This window comes from Sphingomonas glaciei, from assembly GCF_023380025.1.
GTDB classification, from domain to species: domain Bacteria; phylum Pseudomonadota; class Alphaproteobacteria; order Sphingomonadales; family Sphingomonadaceae; genus Sphingomicrobium; species Sphingomicrobium glaciei.
Genome location: NZ_CP097253.1, coordinates 1,926,586 through 1,947,500 on the forward strand (window position 1 = coordinate 1,926,586; position 20,915 = coordinate 1,947,500).

Annotated in this window: 16 protein-coding genes (1 of these 16 running past the window's edge); 7 read left to right on the forward strand and 9 right to left on the reverse strand. The window is 67.0% G+C overall.

Annotation, left to right across the window (positions count from 1 at the left end; translation table 11 throughout):
- The first annotated feature begins 10 nt into the window (after nucleotides 1–10).
- From kdpC to M1K48_RS09385, 5 genes are all read left to right on the forward strand, one after another.
- Nucleotides 11–601 carry a potassium-transporting ATPase subunit KdpC gene (gene kdpC / locus M1K48_RS09365; protein ID WP_249454721.1) on the forward strand — a complete coding sequence of 197 codons (591 nt, stop codon included), beginning with the start codon at nucleotides 11–13 and terminating at the stop codon, nucleotides 599–601.
- A complete protein-coding gene (locus tag M1K48_RS09370) occupies nucleotides 598–3,255 on the forward strand; it encodes a sensor histidine kinase (RefSeq protein WP_249454722.1) in 2,658 nt (885 codons plus the stop codon). The genes kdpC and M1K48_RS09370 overlap by 4 nt, the downstream gene beginning before the upstream one ends.
- Entirely contained in the window at nucleotides 3,252–3,974 is a 723-nt protein-coding gene (locus tag M1K48_RS09375; RefSeq protein WP_249454723.1) for a response regulator, read from the forward strand. Before M1K48_RS09370 ends, M1K48_RS09375 begins: the two co-directional genes overlap by 4 nt.
- A gap of 201 nt (nucleotides 3,975–4,175) precedes the next feature.
- A complete protein-coding gene (locus M1K48_RS09380) occupies nucleotides 4,176–5,087 on the forward strand; it encodes a TIR domain-containing protein (protein WP_249454724.1) in 912 nt (303 codons plus the stop codon).
- Between the two features lie 165 nt (nucleotides 5,088–5,252).
- Nucleotides 5,253–6,863 carry a hypothetical protein gene (locus M1K48_RS09385; RefSeq protein WP_249454725.1) on the forward strand — a complete coding sequence of 537 codons (1,611 nt, stop codon included), beginning with the start codon at nucleotides 5,253–5,255 and terminating at the stop codon, nucleotides 6,861–6,863.
- On the opposite strand, the gene M1K48_RS09390 is transcribed toward M1K48_RS09385, so the two are convergent.
- Both M1K48_RS09390 and M1K48_RS09395 read right to left on the reverse strand, forming a co-directional pair.
- Nucleotides 6,864–7,313 carry an ion channel gene (locus M1K48_RS09390; RefSeq protein ID WP_249454726.1) on the reverse strand — a complete coding sequence of 150 codons (450 nt, stop codon included), beginning with the start codon at nucleotides 7,311–7,313 and terminating at the stop codon, nucleotides 6,864–6,866.
- A 40-nt stretch (nucleotides 7,314–7,353) separates the two neighbouring features.
- Complete coding sequence (locus M1K48_RS09395; protein WP_249454727.1) at nucleotides 7,354–9,582, reverse strand: serine/threonine protein kinase; 2,229 nt, start codon at nucleotides 9,580–9,582, stop codon at nucleotides 7,354–7,356.
- A 120-nt stretch (nucleotides 9,583–9,702) separates the two neighbouring features.
- Between M1K48_RS09395 and M1K48_RS09400 the strand changes: the two genes are divergently transcribed.
- Entirely contained in the window at nucleotides 9,703–10,386 is a 684-nt protein-coding gene (locus M1K48_RS09400) for a PP2C family protein-serine/threonine phosphatase (RefSeq protein WP_249454728.1), read from the forward strand.
- 11 nt (nucleotides 10,387–10,397) lie between these two features.
- On the opposite strand, the gene M1K48_RS09405 is transcribed toward M1K48_RS09400, so the two are convergent.
- Genes M1K48_RS09405 through M1K48_RS09430 form a run of 6 tightly spaced genes read right to left on the reverse strand, consistent with a single transcriptional unit; the run spans nucleotide 10,398 to nucleotide 17,397 of the window.
- Nucleotides 10,398–11,267 carry a transglutaminase family protein gene (locus M1K48_RS09405; protein WP_249454729.1) on the reverse strand — a complete coding sequence of 290 codons (870 nt, stop codon included), beginning with the start codon at nucleotides 11,265–11,267 and terminating at the stop codon, nucleotides 10,398–10,400.
- Entirely contained in the window at nucleotides 11,267–12,208 is a 942-nt protein-coding gene (locus tag M1K48_RS09410) for an alpha-E domain-containing protein (RefSeq protein ID WP_249454730.1), read from the reverse strand. The genes M1K48_RS09405 and M1K48_RS09410 overlap by 1 nt, the downstream gene beginning before the upstream one ends.
- Entirely contained in the window at nucleotides 12,186–13,664 is a 1,479-nt protein-coding gene (locus M1K48_RS09415; RefSeq protein ID WP_249454731.1) for a circularly permuted type 2 ATP-grasp protein, read from the reverse strand. Before M1K48_RS09415 ends, M1K48_RS09410 begins: the two co-directional genes overlap by 23 nt.
- Nucleotides 13,665–13,666: 2 nt before the next feature.
- Nucleotides 13,667–15,661: a M3 family metallopeptidase gene (locus tag M1K48_RS09420; RefSeq protein WP_249454732.1), complete on the reverse strand. Its 1,995-nt coding sequence runs from the start codon at nucleotides 15,659–15,661 to the stop codon at nucleotides 13,667–13,669.
- The gene (locus M1K48_RS09425; RefSeq protein ID WP_249454733.1) at nucleotides 15,654–16,469 is read right to left on the reverse strand and encodes a transglutaminase-like domain-containing protein; all 816 of its coding nucleotides are present in this window, start codon (nucleotides 16,467–16,469) and stop codon (nucleotides 15,654–15,656) included. The genes M1K48_RS09420 and M1K48_RS09425 overlap by 8 nt, the downstream gene beginning before the upstream one ends.
- Nucleotides 16,470–16,476: 7 nt before the next feature.
- Nucleotides 16,477–17,397, reverse strand: a complete 921-nt coding sequence (locus M1K48_RS09430; RefSeq protein ID WP_249454734.1) for a transglutaminase family protein — start codon at nucleotides 17,395–17,397, stop codon at nucleotides 16,477–16,479.
- Here M1K48_RS09430 and M1K48_RS09435 point away from each other — a divergent pair.
- Nucleotides 17,396–18,199 carry an N-formylglutamate amidohydrolase gene (locus M1K48_RS09435; protein ID WP_249454735.1) on the forward strand — a complete coding sequence of 268 codons (804 nt, stop codon included), beginning with the start codon at nucleotides 17,396–17,398 and terminating at the stop codon, nucleotides 18,197–18,199. The two genes, M1K48_RS09430 and M1K48_RS09435, sit on opposite strands and share 2 nt — an antisense overlap.
- Nucleotides 18,200–18,419: 220 nt before the next feature.
- On the opposite strand, the gene M1K48_RS09440 is transcribed toward M1K48_RS09435, so the two are convergent.
- Nucleotides 18,420–20,915, reverse strand: the 3' portion of a protein-coding gene (locus tag M1K48_RS09440) for a calcium-binding protein (protein ID WP_249454737.1). 954 nt of this gene lie beyond the right edge of the window; the window shows 2,496 of its 3,450 coding nt (coding positions 955–3,450); the start codon falls outside the window, past its right edge — the gene reads right to left on this strand; the stop codon is at nucleotides 18,420–18,422.

The following is a 20,915-nucleotide window of genomic DNA, read 5'->3' on the forward strand; positions in this document are numbered from 1 at the left end:
GGAGTTTTCCATGCTTTCCGACATCCGCAGCGCGCTTCGCCCCGCATTCGCCCTGCTCCTCCTGCTGAGCCTGCTGACCGGGATCCTCTACCCCCTGGCGATCACCGGCGTCGCCCAGCTTGCCATGCCCTACCAGGCGAACGGCAGCCTAGTGCGCGACGGCGACCGGGTCGTGGGCTCCACGCTGATCGGGCAGGCCTTCACCGGCGCCAATTACTTCCACGGCCGCCCATCGACCGCCGGCGAGGGTTATGATGCCTCGGCCTCGTCCGGCTCCAATTTCGGCCCGACCTCCGCCGCGCTGGAGACCGCGATCGGGGAGCGCGTCGCCGCGGCACGGGCGGAGGGCGTGACCGGCCCCGTCCCGGCCGATCTCGCGACGGCCAGCGGCTCGGGCCTCGACCCACATATCTCGCCGGCCACTGCGCTGGCGCAGGTCCGCCGCGTCGCCGCCGCGCGCCGCCTGCCCGAAGCCCGGCTCCGCGCGCTGGTCGAGCGGAACGTCGAGCATCCCGCACTCGGCCTGTTCGGCGAACCCCGCATCAACGTCCTGGCCCTTAATCGACAAGTCGCTCGCTTGGCGCCACAGACAGGGAGGTGAACCCCGCCGAGCCGCCTCGTCCCTCCCCCGACGCGCTGCTGAACCAGGCGCGACGGGAGGGGCGCGGCCGGCTCAAGATCTACCTCGGGGCCTCGCCCGGGGTCGGCAAGACCTATGAGATGCTCTCGGACGGAGGGGTTCTCCGGCGTTCGGGCGATGATGTCGTCATCGGTGTGGTCGAGACCCACGGCCGCGCGGAGACTGCGGCGCTGGTCGAAGGGTTTGAACTGATCCCGCTTCGGCCGGTCGCCTACGGGGGCCGAACGCTGAGCGAGATGGATGTCGACGCCCTCCTCACCCGCGCGCCGCGCCTCGTCTTGGTTGACGAACTCGCTCACACCAATGCGCCCGGCAGCCGTCACGCCAAGCGCTATCAGGATGTCGAGGAATTGCTGGACGCGGGGATCGACGTCCACACCACCGTCAACATCCAGCACCTCGAAAGCCTCAACGACGTCGTCGCCTCCTTTACCAAGGTGCGGGTGCGGGAAACGGTGCCCGACAGCTTCCTCGAAGGCGCCGAACTGGAGGTGGTCGACCTTCCGCCCGACGAACTGATCGAGCGGCTGAAGCAGGGCAAGGTCTACGTCCCCCATGAAGCCTCGCGCGCGCTGGGCCACTTCTTCTCTCGTTCCAACCTTTCGGCGCTGCGCGAACTGGCCTTGCGACAGGCAGCTCAGCGGATCGACCGGGACATGCTGGTCGACGTCGCCGCGGCCGGGCTTGGCGGCAATTGGGCGGCTGGAGAGCGGGTGCTGGTGGCAGTCAGCGAACTGGCCGGTTCGGACAATCTCGTGCGCGCCGCCAAGCGCCTGGCCGACGCCCTCCGCGCGCCGTGGGTCGCGCTTCACGTCGAAACGCCCCGTACTGCGGGTTTCGGCGACGAGGAACGACAGCGTCTCGCCGCCACCCTGCAACTGGCCGTCCGGCTCGGCGCCGAAGTCGCGACCATTCCTGCGACCGACGTTCTCGACGGCATCACCCGCTACGCCGCCGACGCCCGCACCACCCAGATCGTGGTCGGCAAGTCCGCCCGCTCGCGCTGGTTCGAGCTGCGCCACGGGTCGGTGGTCGACCGGCTGGTTCGCGACACTCCGGACATGGCCGTCCACGTCCTTCCGATGAGTGGCCAGCCCGCCGCCAGGAGCGCGCCGGTCAATGCCGGCAGCTGGGGCAAGCCGGGCAATTACCTCTGGTCGCTGCTGGCCATCGGCGCGGTCACCGTCCTTGGCGTGGTGCTCGCCAATTTCGTCCAGCTCAGCAATCTGGCTTTGCTCTATCTTATCCCCGTGCTGTTCGCGGCGACCCGCTTCGGACTGCGCCAAGGCATTGCGACCGGCGTCGCGTCCGGCCTGGCCTACAACTTCTTCTTCCTGCCGCCGCTCTACACCTTCACCATCCAGGATCCCGAGAATTTGGTGACCATGCTGGTCCTGATCGGGGTGGCGGTGGTAGTCAGCCAGCTCGCCTCCAGGGTCCGCGCCCAGGCCGCCATCGCCCAGGCCAGTGCGACGCAGAACAGCGCACTGGCCGGCTTCGCGCGCAACCTCACTGGAGTGGCCGACCGGCGCCAGCTGAGCGAGGTGCTCGCGCGTGAGGTCGCCCGGCTCCTCGGGCTCGATGCGGTGGTGCTCCAGCCGGAGAAAGGCGGGCGGCTCGCCGTCGTCGCCGGAGAGCCGCGGCTGCCGGCGCTCGACCTCATCGACCATGCCGCGGCCGACTGGGCGTTCGTCCACGCCCAGCCCGCCGGCAGCGGCACGGGCACGCTCGCCGCCAGCGACTGGCGTTTCCATCCCTTGAGCGCGGGCGGGCGACCGCTGGCGGTGCTCGGCCTGGCACGCTCGGGCGGCCGCGAAGTGCTGCGATCCGACCAGCATCAACTGCTGGTCAGCCTGCTCGACCAGGCTTCGCTTGCGCTGCAGCGGGTCGGGCTCGAAGAGGAGATGAGCGAAGTCACGCAACTGCAGCAGCGCGACCGCCTTCGCGCGGCCCTCCTGTCGTCGGTCAGCCACGACCTGCGCACCCCGCTGACCACGATCCTCGCCGCCGTCGCCGAACTCAAACGCCAGGGAGAGACCGCCAACGTCGCACTGATCGAGGCGGAGGCCCTGCGCCTCAATCGCTTCGTCACCAACCTGCTCGAGATGGTGCGGGTCGAAAGCGGTGCCATCGACCTGCGGGTGGAAGCGGTCGACCTGACCGATGCGGTGGGAGCGGCCGCTCAGGATCTGCGAGCGAGCCTGGCTGACCACCCGCTTCGGCTCGCCGTGCCCCCCAATCTCCCCTTGGTCCGGGCCGACGAACGACTGCTTCATCAATGCCTGGTCAACCTGATCGAGAACGCCGCCAAGTTCAGCGAGGCAGGCACCCCGATCACGGTGCAGGGCCGGCGCCTGCCCGGTGAACTGCGGCTCGAGGTCCTCGACGAGGGGCCTGGGCTGCCTCCGGGCATGGAAGCGCATGCCTTCGAGACCTTCGCCCGGCTGGAAGGATCAGATCAGGTCGGGGGGACCGGCCTGGGCCTGGCCATCGTGCGAGGGTTCGCGCTTGCCATGGGCCTGACCGTGTCGGCGGCCAATCGCACCGACCGGCCGGGGGCGCACTTCACCATCACCTTTCCGGACACTCTGGTGATCAGGACCGAAGCGCCATGAAAAGCCGCATCCTGGTGATCGACGACGAGCCCGCCATCCGGCGCCTCCTCCGCAGCGCGCTCCAGCGCGACGGGCACGAGGTCGTCGAGGCAGGCGATACGCGGGCCGGGCTGGGCACGCTCGACATCGACAAGCCCGACCTGGTGCTGCTCGACCTCGGCCTGCCCGATCGCGATGGGCTGGAGGTCATCCCCCTGATCAAGGCGCGGGGCATTGCCGTGCTGGTGATCAGCGCCCGCGAAGCGACCGACGAAAAGGTCGCCGCGCTCGATCTTGGTGCCGACGACTACGTGACCAAGCCGTTCGATACCGACGAGGTCCTCGCCCGGGTCCGGTCCGCCCTGCGCCGGCAGGCGGTCGGCCTAGCCCCCGCACCCAGCGTCGAGATCGGTGCCATCACGATCGACCTCGAAACCCGGCGGGTGACCCGGGACGGCGCGGAAGTGCACTTGCGGCCCAAGGAATATGCCCTGCTGGCCGAACTTGCGACGCAGCCGGGCAAGGTCATCACCCACGTCCACCTGCTCCGCACCGTGTGGGGACCGGCGCACGAGCGCGACCTCGAATATCTCCGGGTCGCCGCGCGCAGCCTCCGCCTGAAGCTTGAGGCGGACCCGGCGTCGCCCGCATTGATCATCAACGAACCGGCGGTCGGCTACCGCCTCGCCATGCCCTCACAACCTTTCCCCATGCGATCGTCGGCCGGCAGGCAGGCCTGAGGCCGAGGCAATGCGATGAAGCGCAGCCTGGTCTGACTTCCGCAAATCCTGCCTGGCCGGTCCGCAAACAGGCTGCTCGACTTCGGACGCGACTTCACCTTTGGATTCGTCAAGACCAGACCGATCTGGTAAACCTTGGTTAAGCAAAGTTTTTGGGCGTCGAATCACCAGAAAAGCTGAATCTTTGAGCAGAGGTGCGATTTGGCCGGGCGCGATATCTTCATTTCCTACAGTCGTGACGATCGCGCCGCCGCCCGGCACTTCGCCAAGTGCCTCGAGGAAGACGGCTTCACCGTCTGGTGGGATGCCGCGCTCCATTCGGGCGAAAGCTTCGACCAGGTCATCGAACGTGAATTGCGTGCCGCAGCGGCGGCGATCGTCCTGTGGTCCCCGCGCTCGGTCGCCTCGCGCTGGGTCCGTGCGGAAGCGACGCTGGCCGACCGCCAGGGCAAGCTGATCCCCGTCATCATCGAACAATGCGAACGCCCGATCATCTTTGAGCTGACGCACACCAACGATCTTGCCGACTGGATCGGCGACAAGAACGATCCGCGGTGGAAAGGGCTGGTCGACGACATCGCCCGGCTGGTCGGTGATCGCCGCGCAAGGACCGCAGGTCCGGCCGCTGAAAAGCCTGCTGCGCAGCCGGTGCCTTTCGCTGCCGCGCTTCCCCTGCAGCGCGAACAGCAGGCGCCACCGCACCAGCCGGCGATGGTCCCGCCGCAGGACAATGACGATTCGCAGGCCACGCAATTTTTCGTCGGCGCCGACTGCCAGGACATTTTCCACTGCCTCGAGATCAGCACCGAGGAGCATGGCGAGCGCCGCTATATCGTCGCGCCGCAAGGGCTGCGGATCGGACGCTCCCCACCCGCCGACATCATCCTTTCGGATCGGCAGGTGTCGCGGTCGCACTGCCTGGTCGAACTGGACGGAAACGCGCTCAGGATCACCGATCTCGGCTCGACCAACGGCACTTATGTCGATGGAAAGCGGGTCGAGCGCTCGGCGTCGTTGGCCGTCGGATCGGTCCTGACCGTCGGAACGGTGAGCATGCGGCATCAGGTGCGCAGCGCGCGGGTGATGAGCCAACGGAGATACGCCGTCGGTTGAGCCCGGCGCGCGAAGGGGGGTTTTCTGGAAGTTGCTCATCCGCCGCGGCCGCGGCTCACGCTCAATGTCGGCATCACAGGGCATCGGGCTTCCATCCTTCCCACCGACCTGATCGACGATCTGGTCCCCGTCGTCGACGAGGTGTTCCGCCAGCTGGCAGCGGGGATGAACCGCCTGCATGCGCGGGAACGAGCCTTGTTCGATCCCGCTCCGCCCCAGCTGCGGCTGCACACGCCGCTCGCGTCGGGCGCCGATCAACTGGCGGCCCGGGGCGCGCGGGCAAGCGCGTTCGAGATCCGTGCCCTGCTGCCCTTCGCCCCCGACGACTATCGCGCTGACTTCACCGGACGGGCCGAGCGCGCCGACTTCGAGCGCGAGCTGAGTGCCGCCGACCAGTTGTTCTCGCTTCCCGGACAGCGGTCCGACGAAGAGGGCGCCTATGTCCTGGTCGGCAAGGCCGTCGTCGCCGCGGCCGATATCCTAGTCGCAATCTGGGACGGCGGCGCCGCGAACGGGCCTGGCGGGACCGGGCACGTGGTCGACCAGGCGCTCGCCAACGGCGTGCCGATCATCCATCTGCTGGTCGATCGCGACGGCGGGCAAAGCGGCACGCTTCGCCTGCTGTCCGACGGCGAAGTCGGCGCCCCTAGGGTCAGCCCCTTCGGCACGCCGGACACCTATGACGCGCTGCTTGGCGATACCCTGCTTCCGCATACGGCCGACGAACGACAGCACATCACCGATTATTATGCCGAGACCACCCGGCGCCATAACTGGCGGCTGGAATATCCCCTTCTGCTCACCACCCTGTTCGTGAAAAGCCTGCCCCGCGCCGCCTGGCGCGAGGCGCCGCCCCCCGCCTCCGACCGGGTCCGCCGCCCCGATCTCGCGACCTATGCCTGGGCCAATCTGCTCGCCATCCGCTACGCCCAGATGTTCCGCAGCGGGCATGTCGCCAATTACGTCCTGTCCGCATCGGCGGTGCTGCTGGCGCTGGTCGGGCTGCTGCTTCCCGCGGCCAAGGTGTATCTGGTGATCGCCGAACTGGGCGCCATCGCCCTGCTGTTCCGCAACACACGTGCGGGGACGGAGGGCGACTGGCACCGCCGCTGGCTGCAGTACCGGCACTTGGCGGAGTCGCTGCGTCCGCTCTACTTCCTCAAGGGCACCGGCCTGATCAGCACGCCGTTCCGAAGCGACTTCGTCCGCGGCAATGCCCACTGCGAGACCGGCGCCGACTGGACCCGCTGGTATGCGGCGGCAGTCTGGCGCGAGATGGACAGCCCGACCGGATCGATCGGCCCATCCGAGACGGCCACCTTGGCGCGCCAATTCAGCGAAGAACAGATCATCCCGCAGGCCGAGTATCACCGCATCAACGCCGCGCGGATGAGCAAGCTCGACCACCGCCTGCACGAGGTCGGAAACTTCCTGATCGGCGCGGTGATCTGCGTCTGCTGCCTCTACCTCGTCGGCTATGTCCTCATCCACGACGTCGCCAAGTCGCTGACCAACGCCTTCATCTTCCTCACCGCAGGCCTTCCAGCCGTCGGCGCCGCCATCTTCGGCCTGCGCGGACACGGCGAGCATCTGCTTGCGGCCAGCCGCTCGGTCAGCTCCGCCACCGCACTCGATGCTTCCGCGGCGCGGCTCGGCAAGGTATCCGACGCGGAAGGCCTGTCCCGAGAGTTCGAGCATGCGGCATCGATCATGCTCGCGGATCTCAACGAATGGACGATCGCCTATCGCGAACGCTCGCTGGAAATCCCCGCCTGATCAGATCTTCTCGCCCGGGCCCTGGCGCCCCCACAGCCGCTCCATGATCAGGTAGGTGAAGGACGCGCTCCAGGCGACCAGCACCAGTCCGTTTAAGGCCTCGAGACCAGCGACGATCCGGATGTTGCCATGCGGTAGGATGTCACCGATGCCGAGCGTCGTGTAGGACGCGATCGAGAAATAGAAATGGTCTGCGAACCAGCCGGGCCCGCCGACGATCGCACCGGTCAGTTCGCCCTCCCCTGCCCAGTCCAGCAGCGATAGGCCGAGCGCGTAGAGGACCACCTCCACTAGGTGCGCCAGGAAGATCACGGTGAGGATGATCGGAAACGGGTGACGTATCTTGTCCTGGCGCCGGTAGATCCAGCGACCGAGGCGTTCGAGCGTCCATAAGTGGATCAGGAAGCAGCCGCCGATCAGGCCGATCGCCACCACGAAGGTCAGCAGCATCGTTGGTCCTCTGCGAAGGGTGCGTGAAGTACCGCGCCGATTATTGCGCTTGGGTCTGCTTGACGAGGAACACGAGATAGGCCCGGGTACGCTTGGCACTCGTGATGATGGTGTCGGCCTGTGCGTTGGTCGTCGCCGTTCGCGCGGACCGCTTCAGCACCTTCAGATAATCGTCATAGCCGCGCGCCAGGCGGCCATTCTCGCCGCGATCGGCCCGCATCACCTGCCGCGCCATGCCGCGCGCTTCGTCGATGATGCCGTTCATCTCGCCCAGCTTCGCCGCCGACGCCGCTCCGGCCGCGCTCGCAACCGGCGCTGCAGTTGTCGGCGCGGCCGGCTTCGCAGTCGATGTGGCCGCGGCGACAGCCTTTGGCAGGGCGGCGGCCCTGGCCGGGGGCTCCCGCTCGACCTTCGTCTGCACCGCTGCCAACTTGGCGGTCGGGACGCTGGCCAGTGTCGCCCGCCAGGCGCGATACCTGCCCAGCATCTCACGCGCCGCGGCGGACGAGGCGGCCGCGTCCGCCGCCCCGTTCACTGCCTGCGCGGCGGTCTGGAACTCCCCCGACTGGCCGTTCAGGCGCGACAGGTAGGACCGTTCCGCCGAACTGCTCGGGACGGCAGTGCCGCCCGGATCGGTCCACGGAGCAGCGCCCGCCAGTCGCTGCCGCCGCAGCGTCGCATCCTCGGCCAGCACGGCCGCAAAGGCCTTGTCGGCGGTCAGCGCAGCCTCGTTCATCGAGGCCTGCAAGGCGGCCGCCTCGCCTGACCGGGCCGGATCGCCGAGCAGCGTCTGCACCTGCGCCTGGTCACCGGCCAGCTTCTCGCTCGCCGCAGTCAGTGCCGCGATCGCGCTGTCCGGCGCGCCCGCCGCGCGAGCCTCTTCGGCCAGCGCCTTGAGGCCGGGCGCGAGCATTCCCGTATCCGGTCCCGAGTAAGTGGCAACAGCTGCAGGAGCGCCGGTAGCCGGTCCCGCAGGCGCGGTCAGCGCGTCCGTGTTGGTCCTCGGCATCAAGCTCCAGCCAGCCGCGCCGACCGCCACGACCGCGGCGACGGCTGCTGCGATCAAAGGCCCCTTCTTGCGACCCGCAGCCGCAGGCGAGGGCACAGGCGCGGCAGCGGGCTTGCGGACCGGCTCGGCTAGCTTGGCCGGCGGCTCCTCCTTGACTACCGCCGGGACGACAGGCTCCGCGGACTTGCGCGCGACGCCCGTCTCGTGGCCGGCGCGCTTGAACCTGGCTTCGCCCGGCGTGTCCGGGACATTGGTCTCGATCGGCACGTCGGCCACGTCGGCGGGCGGCGCGACCGGAACGATCTCCTGCACCGCCACCTCGTTGATGGTGAAGCGCGTGCGCTCCTCATCCTCGCTGTCCGCGCCGGCCGCCGCCCCTTGCGGGAACAGCGCCAGCCATTGGGTGATCGATTGCGGCCGCTCCTCGGGCTTGATCGTCATCGCGGTGTCGATCGCGGCCAGGAACTTCTTGCTGTAGCCGGGCCACTTGCCGGCGCCGAGCGGCTGCCCCTGCCCGCCATGAAGCCGCTCCAGCACCTCGGGCGGTTTGGTCCCGGTGACGCACTCGTAAAGCACCACGCCGAGCGCGTAGATGTCGGTCCACGGGCCCTGCTGGTAGGTTTTCACATATTGTTCGATCGCCGCGTAGGGCGGGGTGTGGAAGGTGACCTGGGTGCTGGTCGCCTCCGCGGTGTCGAACCGGGCGGAGCCGAAGTCGATCAGGACCGACCGGCCTTCGGGGGTGATCAGGATGTTTGGCGGCTTGATGTCGCGGTGGAGCACGCCGACCCGGTGCGCCCGGTCGAGTCCCTCGGAGATCGGCGCGATGATGTCCCACAGGCTGCGCTCGTTGAAGCGCCCGCCGTTCTTCAGCAGGCGCGACAGCGAGGTCCCGTCCTCGAAGTCCATCACCATATAGGCGGTGCCGTGAATCTCGAACAGGCTGCGAACGCTGACGATGTTGGGGTGCCGGCTGGGGGTGGAGAGGTTCCACAGCAGCTTGGCTTCCTCAACGAACTTCTTCAGGCCGAGCGCATGGACTTCCTCGGCATCGGAATCGATCGGGACGACCGTCGCTTCCTCGTCGCGCTCGCTGATCGAACTCGGGAAATATTCCTTAATCGCGACCAGTTCGTTGAAGTAAATTCCGCGCGCCTTGTAGACGATGCCGAAGCCGCCGACTCCAAGCACCTCTTCCAGCCGCCACTCGCGAAGCACGGTCCCCGGCGGCAGGGCCTTGTTCGAATACGCCTTGCTCATGCGCGACCAGCCCCCACGAAGCTGTTAACCGGGATCGCATAAACGGCTTGCAAATGCTAGTCACCCGGACGCGGCAGCGGGGTGCACTCCATGGGCTTTCAATGCGTCAGTCGGACCCACGTGGGACTCAAGCGCCGGATCAACGAGGATGCGCTTATGGTCCGGACCGAGCGCGGCCTGTGGGCGGTGGCGGACGGCATGGGCGGGCACGAGGCCGGGGATGTCGCCAGCAGCAAGACCGCCCAAGCCCTGCAGCAACTTCCGATCGTCTACGACATCGATGAACTGGTCGATGCCGCCGCCGCCGCACTGTTCAAGATCAACCACGAACTGATCGTCCTCGCGCGCGGTGAAGGCCTGCCCCGAACGATCGGCAGCACGGTGGTCGGCCTCGCCATCGCCGGCCCCGAGTGCAGGTGCTTCTGGGCCGGGGACAGCAGGGCCTATCGCCTGCGCGCCGGCAAGCTGGTCCAATTGTCGCGCGATCACAGCCTGGTGCAGGAACTGGTTAGCGCCGGGATGTTGCGCCCCGACGAGGCGCTGGATCATCCCCAGTCCAATGTCGTCACCCGCGCGGTCGGCGTAACGGAGGAACTAAGGCTGGAGATCGTCTCGGGTGATGCACAGGACGGCGATCTCTTCCTGCTCGCCAGCGATGGCCTGACCCGGGTGGTCCCCGACGACGAGATAGCCGACGAGCTGTCTGGCAGCTCGCTCGACGCTGTTGCCGATCGGCTGATCGAACTGGTGCTGCATCGGGGCGCTCCCGACAACGTGTCGCTGATCCTCATCCGCAAGGACTGATACGCGCCTCTTCAGCCCTGCGATTGCGACTGCCAGTTTCCACCCCGGCCCTGCCGCTGCGATTGGCGCTTGAGCGCCGTGCGGGTGACCTGGACTTCGACCGTCATGTCCTCCTGGCCGCCACCGCGCCGGGTGCCGACGATCGGCGACACGTCGGCGAAGTCCAGCCCGGAAGCGACACGCACATAGGCATCGTCGGCGCAGATGCCGTTGGTCGGGTCGAACGCGACCCAGCCGAGGTTGTCGACCCACGCTTCGGTCCAGGCGTGGCTGGCAGGCTGGGTGCCGGCCCCGTCGCGGCGATAGAGATGGCCGGACACGTAGCGGGCGGGAATATTGCCGGCGCGCGCCGCGGCGATGAAGATGTGGGCGTAATCCTGGCACACCCCGCGCCCGGCGGCCAAGGCATCGGCGGCACTGGTCGAGACGACGGAAGTCGCCGCATCGAACGTCATCCGCTCGGCCAGGCTGGCGCTGAGAGCATGGAGGCGATCGAGCGGTGACGAAACCCTGGCCGCGACTTCCTTCGCAAAGGCACGGATCGCGTCATCGGGCATAGTCAGCGCCGTCGGGCGCAGGAACACCCCCGGCGGAAGATCGCTCGATAGGCCCGAGACCACCCCGGCGCGATCGTCGGTCACCACCTGCCCCTTGGCGGTGATCGTCAGGGTGGTGACCGGCTGGTCGACATACAGCGCGGTCAGGCAATTGCCGTAGCCGTCGCGCGATTCCCGCAGGCGGGCGTCGCAGTCGACGTCGATCCGCCAGTCGAGCACCGTCTGGTTGAGGCAGCTTTGCGGTGTCAGCCGAAGCATCTGCACCGCCGCGGCCAGCGGCCGGGTGAAGCGATAGCGCGTGCGATGGCTGATCGTCAGGTGCATCAGGGAAACCGGAACTGCTGCGAGATGGCGGTATCGACCTGTGCATTCTCGTCGATGCTGTCCTTCAGGAATTCGTGAAGGCCGTTGCGGAACACCTCGTCGATGTTGGTTTCGGACAATCGCGAATGCCGCAGGCGCGCCAGGCGGTCGGCCTCACCCTGCCGCCCCGTCCGGCCCCCGATCTCGGCCAGCAGGTCGACGACCTCGGCGGCCGAGCCGGTGATCGAGCGCGGCAGCTCGCTGCGGAACAGCAGCAGGTCGGCGACCAGCCACGGCTTGGGCGTGTCGTGATAGAACAGGCGGTAGGCGTTGCGCGCCGAGACCGTCTGCAGGATCGCAGTCCACTGGTCATGGTCGAGCACGCCGCCGACCTTCTGCCCCTTGGGCAGCAGGAGGTAATATTTGACGTCGAGCAGGCGAGCGCTGTTGTCCCCGCGCTCGATCGCCGAGCCGAGGCGCATGAACCAGAAGCCTTCGTGACGCAGCATGCGCGCCAGGGCGCCCTCGAACCCGCGGCTGTTGGCCTTGAGGGTTTCGACCAAAGCCAGGGTATTCTGGATTCCGCCTGGGCTGGTGCGGTCGCCGACGTCCAGCCAGGCCCGGTTGATCGCCTGCCACACCTCCGAAGACAAGGCGTTGCGCGCCGACCGTGCGTTGTCGCGGGCCCGCGAAAGGCAGGAGCGGATCGAGTTGGGGTTTTCCATGTCGAGCGCGAGCGTTCGGCAGACGTTGAACGTCGTCGCGCCGGGCGATGCGGTCTCTCCCGGCGCAGGCCCGCGGCCGACCACCGCGAGCGCGCTTTCCCAGGTCGCGCTGGCGGCGTCGGCGCCATAGGATAGCGACGACAGGCGCAGGGTCGCCTCGATCAGCCGGGTGGTGAATTCGGCGCGCTCCATGTAGCGCCCGATCCAGTAGAGGTTAGCCGCCGTACGGGAGAGCATGTTGCTCCTCCTCGTCGCCATTGGCCGGCGGCGCGGCGATGATCAGGCTGTCCTTGGTGCCCCCGCCCTGGCTCGAATTGACGACCAGCGATCCCTCTTCCAGCGCAACCCGGGTGAGGCCGCCGGGAACGATGGTCACGCGATCGGCGCCGCTCAGGATGAACGGCCGGAAATCGACATGGCGCGGTGCGATTCCGGCGTCGGTCAGCGTCGGCACCGTCGACAGAGCCAGCGTCGGCTGCGCGATATAGCGCTGCGGTTCGGCTGTCAGCGCGGTCCGGAAGTCGGCAATTTCCTGTTTCGAAGCAGTCGGACCGACCAGCATCCCGTAGCCGCCCGATCCGTCGACTAGCTTCACCACCAGCTGCTCGAGATGGTCGAGCGTATAGCGCAGCGCCTCCGCCTCGCGGCAGCGGAAGGTCTCGACATTGGGGAGCAGCGCTTCACCGCCCATGTAATAGCGGACGATCTCCGGCATGAAGCTGTAGACCGCCTTGTCGTCGGCGATTCCCGTGCCCGGCGCGTTGACGATGGTCACGTTGCCTGCGCGATAGGCCGCCATCAGTCCGGGGACGCCAAGCCCGCTGTCCGGCCTGAACACCAGCGGATCGAGGAAGGCGTCGTCGACCCGGCGATAGATGACGTCGACCCGGACCGGCCCCTCGATCGTGCGCATGTAGACGATGTCGTCCGCGACCTCGAGATCGCGGCCCTCGACCAGCTCGATCCCCATGCTGTCGGCAAGGAAGCTGTGCTCGTAGAAGGCGCTGTTGTAATGGCCCGGGGTGAGAAGGACGCAGACCGGATCCTGCGATCCGCGCGGCGCGACCGAATAGAGCATGTCGCGCAAGAGGTCGGGATAGATGTCGATCGGCTGCACTGCGAGCTGCGCGAACAATTCGGGGCAGAGCCGCAGCATCGCCTCGCGATTCTCGAGCATGTAGGACACGCCGGACGGCGTTCGGGCATTGTCCTCGAGGACGAAGAAGTCGTCGGCGCCAGTGCGGACGATGTCGATCCCGCAGATGTGGGTGTAGATGCCGTGCGGCGGCGCGGCGCCGTTGGCAGGAACGCAGAATTGCGGATTGCCGAGGATGACGTCCTCTGGGACAACCTTGTCCTTGAGGATGTGCCGCGGCCCGTAGACGTCGGCGACAAAGGCATTAAGCGCACGGACCCGCTGCTCGAGCCCGCGCGACAATTTGTCCCACTCGGCGGATGTGAACAGCCGCGGGATGATGTCGAACGGTATGATCCGCTCCCCCGCCTCCTCATCCCCATAGACATTGAAGGTGATGCCGAGATTGCGGAAGGCGGCTTCGGCGGTGGCCTGGCGCCGGGCCAGTTCCGTGACCGGAGTATTCTTTACCCAGTCGCCAAGCTGCTCGAACCCGGCACGCGCGGTCTCGCCGCGGCCCTGCCCCCACAATTCGTCAAAGGCCTTGCGCGCCGCCATCGTCAGGCCAGGCAGCGAGCGCGCAACAGCGCTGCTTCATCGGGCTCGCGGCCGCGGAAGGCAGTGAACGACTGCATCGGATCGCGCGCGTCCCCCTGCGCCAGGACCTCGCGCCTGAGGCGGTCGGCAAGCTCGCGGTCGAACAGGTTGCCTGTCGCGGTAAAGGCCTCGAACACGTCGGCGTCGAGCACCTCCGCCCACAGGTAACTGTAGTAGGCGCTGGCGTAGCCACCGTCGAAGACATGGGTGAAATAGGCCAGCCGGTGACGCATCCCGATCGCCTCGGGCATGTGAAGCGCGGCAAGCGTATTGCGTTCGAAGCCGGCGATATCGCTTGGCGGCGGCTGCGTTTCGTGGAGCTTCAGGTCGACAATTGCCGAGGCGAGGAACTCGATCGTGGCAAATCCCTGCCCAAAGGTTTCCGCGCGTGCGACGGCATCGGCGAGGTCGGCGGGAATGCCGAACCCGCGCAACGCTTCGGGCGAGGCGACCCAATGCTCCATCAGCTTGCTTGGGAATTCGACGAAGTCGCGGGCGACGGCCGTCCCGGCGAGGCTGGGATAGGTGACGTCGGATAGCAGGGCGTGGAGCGCGTGCCCGAATTCGTGAAACAGCGTGCGCGCCTCGTCGAGCGACAGCAAGGTATCGTCTTCGCGCTCGGCCCGGGTGAAGTTGGCGACCGTGTAAACGATCGGCCGCACGGGATGATCGATCTTCTCCTGCACGCGAAGGCTGCCCATCCAGGCCCCGCCATGCTTTTCGGGCCGCGCGAGATAGTCGGTGAACAGCAGGCCCAGCGGCGTGCCGTCGTCATTGTCGACCGACCAGGCGACGACATCGGGATGGTAGACCGACACGTCGGGGCGGCGGGTGAAGCGCAGCCCGTAGAGGCGCTCGGCAGCGGCGAAGACGGCCGCACGGACCTTGCCCAGCGACAGCTTCGAGCGGATCGCGCCGGCATCATAGGAAAATCGCTCGCGCCGCACGCGGTCGGAGAAATAGCGCCAGTCCCAGGCCGCCAGCCTGAAGCCGCCGCCGTCGCGGTCGATGATCTGCTGCAGTGCTTCCGCTTCGCGTTCGGCCTGCAGCAGGCCCGGCTGCCAGACCCGGTCCATCAGCCCCGCGGCGGCGGCGGGAGTCTTGGCCATCGCATCTTCCAGTGCGAAGTCGGCATAGGAAGCGTAGCCGAGCAACCGCGCCTTTTCGGCGCGCAGCGCGACGATCTCGGCGATGATCGGGTAGTTGTCGTGGGGCCCAGACTGGCAGCGCGAGGTGAAGGCACGCCAGACCTGCTCGCGCACGTCTCTGCTGTCGGCGAAAGTCAGCAGCCCCTCGTAAGTGCCGCGGTCGAGCCCGAACAGCAGCTGGCCGGCCAAGCCCCTCGCCGTGGCAGCAGCGAGAGCGACCGCGCGCAGATCGTCGGGGATGCCTCCCGCATCGGCCTCTGGGACGACGATCTCGGTGGCATTGGTCGCGGCAAGGACATTCTGTCCGAAGCAGACCCCAAGCGCGCCGAGCCGTTCGTCGATCTCGGCCAGTCGGCGCTTGGCTTCCGGGTCGAGCGCCGCGCCGCCGGCGATGAAGCCCTTGTAGCTGTTGTCGACCAGCCGCGCCTGCTCGGGTTCGAGCCGATCGCGCATCTGCCACACCGCGGCGACGCGGGCAAACAGCGCGGCATTCTGGCTGACCTCGGTGCCCCAAGCGGTCAATCGCGCCGACACTTCGGCCTCGATCGCATGGATGTTCTCGTCGGCCTGGGCCGAGGCGAGCATCCAGAAAATCCGCCGCACCCGCGCCAGCGCGGCGCCCGAGCGCTCCAGCGCGGCAATCGTATTGTCGAAGTCGGGCGCGGCAACGTTATCGGTGATCGCGGCAAGCTCGGCCCGGCTTAGCGCAATGCCGAGGTCGATCGCGGGCAGGAACTGGTCGGCGCGAACCGCACCGAAATCAGGTGATCCCGCCGGCCCGCCCCACTCCTCGAGCAGCGGATTAGTCAATGCTGTCGACCTGGTCGGTATGGACGTCGAACCCGGTCAGGATCGCCGAGCCGAAGGCGGTGGTCAGCGCGCAGTCGGTGGCGTCCCGGCCGCGGGCCATCAGGATGCGGCCGATCCGCGGGAAATTGTGCCGGGCATCGACCGTGTGCCATTCGCCGCCGAGATAGGCCTCGAACCAGGCCGAGAAATCCATCGGCGCGTCTGCCTTGGGAACGCCGATCTCGCCCAGAAAGCCGGTGCAGTAGCGCGCCGGGATGTTCATGCAGCGGCAAAGCGCGATTGCGAGGTGGGCATAGTCGCGGCACACGCCCCGCCGCTCCTGATGCGCATCCCAGGCGGTCTTGGTCGACCGAGCGTGCTGATAGCCGAACTCGATCTGCTTGTGGGTGAAGTCGAGGATCGCCTGGAGCCGGGTCCAGCCCGGTTCGACATGGCCGAACAGCCCCCAGGCGGTATCCGACAGGCGGTCGGTCTCGCAGTAGCGGCTGCCCAGCAGATAGACGAGAACCTCGTCCGGAAGGTCCTGCACGGGATGCTGGATCGCGCCGGGGGAGACGCGGTCGGGCTCGCCGCTGTCCTCGATCACGAAGCTGTTGGACAGCAAGGTCTCGCCCTCGGGCAGGACGAAGCGGGTGGCGATATTGCCGAACCCGTCCTTGTAGTCGTGCATCGGGATGGCGGGATCGCTCACCAGCCGGGGCTGGGTCTTGAGATATTGGTGGCGCGATTCATGGACCCCCAGAAGGGCCATCATCGGCGTCGGCTGGCGGCAGGTGAAACGGATATCGTAGCCGGCGCGGATCAGCATCGTGGTTTTACTTTCTTGAAACAGCGGCGGGGATCGCCGGAATGACGGGCTCGACTTGCTCATCGAGCGCGACGTCGACGGTGACTTCCATGCCGAGGTCGCTGGCGGGAAAGCCGCTCCACGTGCCGGATATGGGGATGGCCTGGGCGGGATCGCGGGCGACGGCGACCCGGATCAAGCCAGAATTCCCGACGATCCCGTTGGTCGGATCGAATTCGACCCAGCCCGATCCGGGCAGGAAAATCCGCACCCACGCATGTGTACTGCCACCCCCGATGCGACCCGAAGTTCCTTTAGGATTATACAGATAGCCGGAGACGAAGTGGGCGGCGAGTCCCAGCGCACGGCAGGCTTCGATCATCAGCACCGCAAAATCGCGGCAGGTGCCCTGGCGCTTGTGCAGGGTTTCGATCGGCGACTGGGTGCCCTTCTCGGCGCGCGACAGATAGGTGAAGTCGCGGCGGATCGCGTTGGTCATCGCGCTCAGCATGGCCAGCGTGTCGGTCTCGGCGCTCTTCTTGACGAAGCCGCGGGCCCAGTGGTCGAGAATCCGCTCGGGATCATGGTGCTGCCGCTCCATCGAACGCAGCAGATCGGGAAGTTCGTCGGGCGAGTAGCCGAAGGGATAGCGCCGGGCATAGGGCTCGATCTCGACCTCGCCGCGAAGCAGCGGGCTGTGCTTGAGGCGGATCCAGCTGTCGATCCGGAGTTCCTTTGCCCGCCGGTCGAAGGTCGCGAGCGCGAGCGAATTGCCGAACACGTCCTGAGTCCAGCGCAACTCCGCCGGCTTGGGACTGATATCCAGCCGCGCTTCGAGGAGATGCTGGTCATAGCTTTCGCGGGGGCGGACAAATATACGATGCTCCCCGAACGACACGGGCTGCCGGTAGGTGTAGCGCGTCACATGAGAAATGGTCAGGATCGTCATGCAAAATCGGCCCACCGCGGCAGTGTCACCCGTTTCTCCTATCTTGGCCGCCGATGAGCCGCCACCCGTCAATGTGCTGAACCCCGGGGCACCTTCCCCGTTCCTGCTGATCGGCGATCATGCCGGCAACCGCATCCCGCGCGAAATGGCCGAGCTCGGCCTCGACGAGGCGGAGCGGACCCGGCACATCGCCTGGGACATCGGGATCGCCGCCCTCGGCACCGCGCTCTCCGCCCGGCTCGACGCGACCTTCATTCACCAGACCTATTCGCGGCTGGTGATCGATTGCAACCGGCGACCCGGAGCGCCCGACTCAATCCCGCCGGTCAGCGACGGCACCGCGATCGCCGCCAATGCATCCCTCGACGAAGCCGGCGCAGCGGCCCGGGCGACGGCCATCCAGGCGCCTTACCAGGCGGCGATTGGCGCGGACATTCAACGCCGGCTCGACGCGGGCCAGGAGACCATCCTCATCGCGTTGCACAGCTTCACCCCCTCGATGCGCGGCATCGACCGGCCGTGGAAGGTCGGCATCCTCCACGATGCGGGCGACAACCGTTTCGCGCGCGCCATGCTCGCCTTCTTCGCCAGGGACCCGGAGCTGGTGGCGGGCGACAACGAACCCTATGCGATGGACACCATCGACTTCACCATCCCCTTCCACGCCTACCCGCGCCGCCTGCCCTATGCCGAGATTGAGATCCGCCAGGACCTGCTCGCCGACGCGACCGGCGTTGCGGCCTGGTGCGACCGCGTCGAGCAGGCGCTGAATTTCGCTTACAGGGAGTATGCGAGCCTTTGACCTTGAGGTCAGTCGCCCTCCCTGAGTTCGCAAGTTCGTTTGGAAGAGTCAGGGGGCTCCGCTGGTACCCGCCGTCGCGCATGACACGGCGGCAATCGACGGCCATCTGCCCTTCAAAACATTCGAAAGAGGCGGGAGCAGGCCTTGCACGGACGCTGCGGCCAAGCGGTTCGTATCCAGCGTTTAAGGGTACGAACCGCTTGCCCGTGTCAGGTCTCGATCAGATGAGCGAGCCATAATCGAGATTATAGCCGACAAGCACGCCCGTCTGTCCGAAGCCGACGATGTCGATCGCCCCATCATTGTCGATGTCTGCCAGCTCGCGATGGTAGATGTTGTCGCTGGTCCAGCCCTGGTTGGCGCCGAAATTTGCGACATCGAGGCTGGCCTGCGTGAAGCTGCCATTGTCGAGGCCGTAGGCGACATAGGTGCCGGCGAGCCCGAACCCGACGATATCCGCATTGCCGTCGCCGTTCACGTCGGCAACCTGGCGTGCAAAGCTGTCCTGGGTCGACCAGCCCTGGCCCTTCCCGAAATTGTTCAAGGCCAATGTCGTGGCGCTGAAGGTGCCGTCGCCCTTTGACAGCGCCACCAGCGTTCCCGCGGTGCCAAAACCGATGATGTCGTCGAACCCGTCGGCGTTGACGTCCGCCACCGTGCGGTGAAACTGGTTGTCGCTGGTCCAGCCCTGCTGGTTGCCGAAGTCGCCTAGGGTCAGCCTGGCAGCGCTGAAGGTGCCGTCGCCGTTGCCGAGCGAAACAAAGGTGCCGGCGACACCGAAGCCGATGATGTCGGCCCTGCCGTCGCCATTGACGTCACCGGTGACCCGGGCAAAGCCATCCTGCGTCGACCAGCCCTGGTTGGCGCCGAAGTTGGCGATCCCGGTGATCGGATCGCTAAAGCTGCCGTCGGCGCGCCCGAACGACACCAAAGTCCCGGCGGTGCCGAAGCCGACGATGTCGGCCCGGCCGTCGCCATTGACGTCGGCAAGCTCGCGGTGGAACTGATTGTCGCTCGACCAGCCCTGCGCCTGTCCGAAGTTTGCCAGCACCTGCCCCGCGCCCGAGAAGCTGCCGTTGGCCGAGCCGAACGAGACCAGCACGCCCGACTGACCGAAGCCGACGATGTCGGTGTAGCCGTCGCCGTTCACATCGGCGATGTGCCGCGGATAGCTGTTCTGGCTCGACCAGCCGCCGGCACCGACCGCGAAGTTGCTGACCAGGACCCCGCTCGGACCCGCGAACTGGAACGAGTAGAGTCCATCGCTGAACTGGATCCGCTCGATGCTGGTCAGCGTGTCGATGCCTTCCGCGCCGGCCTTGACGGTGACCGTGCCATTGGCGTTCAACACCACCGACGCCTGCGCCCGGCTGATCTGGTAGACCGCGGTGTCGATGCCGCCGCCGCCGTGGATGGTATCGTCGCCCGCGCCGCCTTCGAGGATGTCGTTGCCGCCGACCCAATCGGGGTCGATGAGAAACCCCGGCGCGGCATTGTCGTCGAGGTTGAAGGTGCCGTCGCCGGCCAGGATGTCGTTGCCGCCGCCGCCACGCAACGTGTCGTCGCCCTGCGCGCCGGCGAGGATGTTGGCATTGCCATCACCGGTCAGGCGATCGGCGCCGAACGATCCACCGAGATTTTCGATGTTGGTGAGCGTCCAGTTGCCGATTCCAGTCGCCTGCGCGGTACCCTGGAGCGCGAGCGAGACGGTTATTCCGGCGGACGTATAGGCGGGCTGGAAGGCGAGATCGTAGACTTCGATCGTATCGTTCCCGCTGCCGCCATCGGCGATCTTGTCGCCAAGGCCGACGGTGAAATAGTCGTTCCCGCCATTGCCTGACAGCGTATCGGTTCCGCTAAAGGTCCAGAACCAGTTGTCGGCCTCGTTCCCGATCAGCGTGTCGTTGCCGTAGTTGGAGGTGATGTGTTCGATACCGATAAAGGTGTCGATGCCCATCGACCCGGTGTTCTGCGCGGTGGTCAGGCGAAGATCGACCGTGACCCCGGGGCCGAAGGAAGTGAACAGGCTGACCCGGTCGTTGCCCTCACCGCCATCGTAGAGGTCGTTGCCGAACGGGCCGTTGTCGCCCGAGGCTTCGGACAGGAAGTCGTTGCCGGCCCCGCCGTAGAGTTTGTCGTTGCCGAGTCCGCCACGCAGCGTATCGTCCCCGTCCTCGCCCCGCAGTTCGTCATCGCCAGCGCCCCCTTCGATGACGTCGTCGCCGGCCCCGCCGAGGATCACGTCATTCCCATCGAGCCCGCGCAATGTGTTTGCGTTGACGTCGCCGGTGATGCTGTCGTTGAGGTTGGAGCCGGTGACGTTCTCGATCTTGAAAAGTTGATCGGTCGAGATGCGATCGTCGTCGGCGTAGATATCGTTTCGGGTCTGTGAGGTGGCGCCGGGGGGAAAGGAGAAATATACCTGCGGGCTGGCGCCGGAGGCGGCCTGGACCGAGGATTCGGTCGCGAGGTTCACGGTCATCGCGCCGCGGGCGGAAGAATAATCTACGGTGTCGATCCCACCCCGGCCGTCGACGATGTCGTCGCCTGCACCCGGTGTGATGACATTGTCGAGATCGTTGCCATACAAAGCGTCGCCAAGCCCGGTGCCGACGATATTCTCGAACCCGGTAACGATGTCCCGGGCGAGACGCGGCGTATCGGAGTTGATCGTCCCGGACGCCGCCCGGACTTCGATCATCCCGGGCGTCTCGAT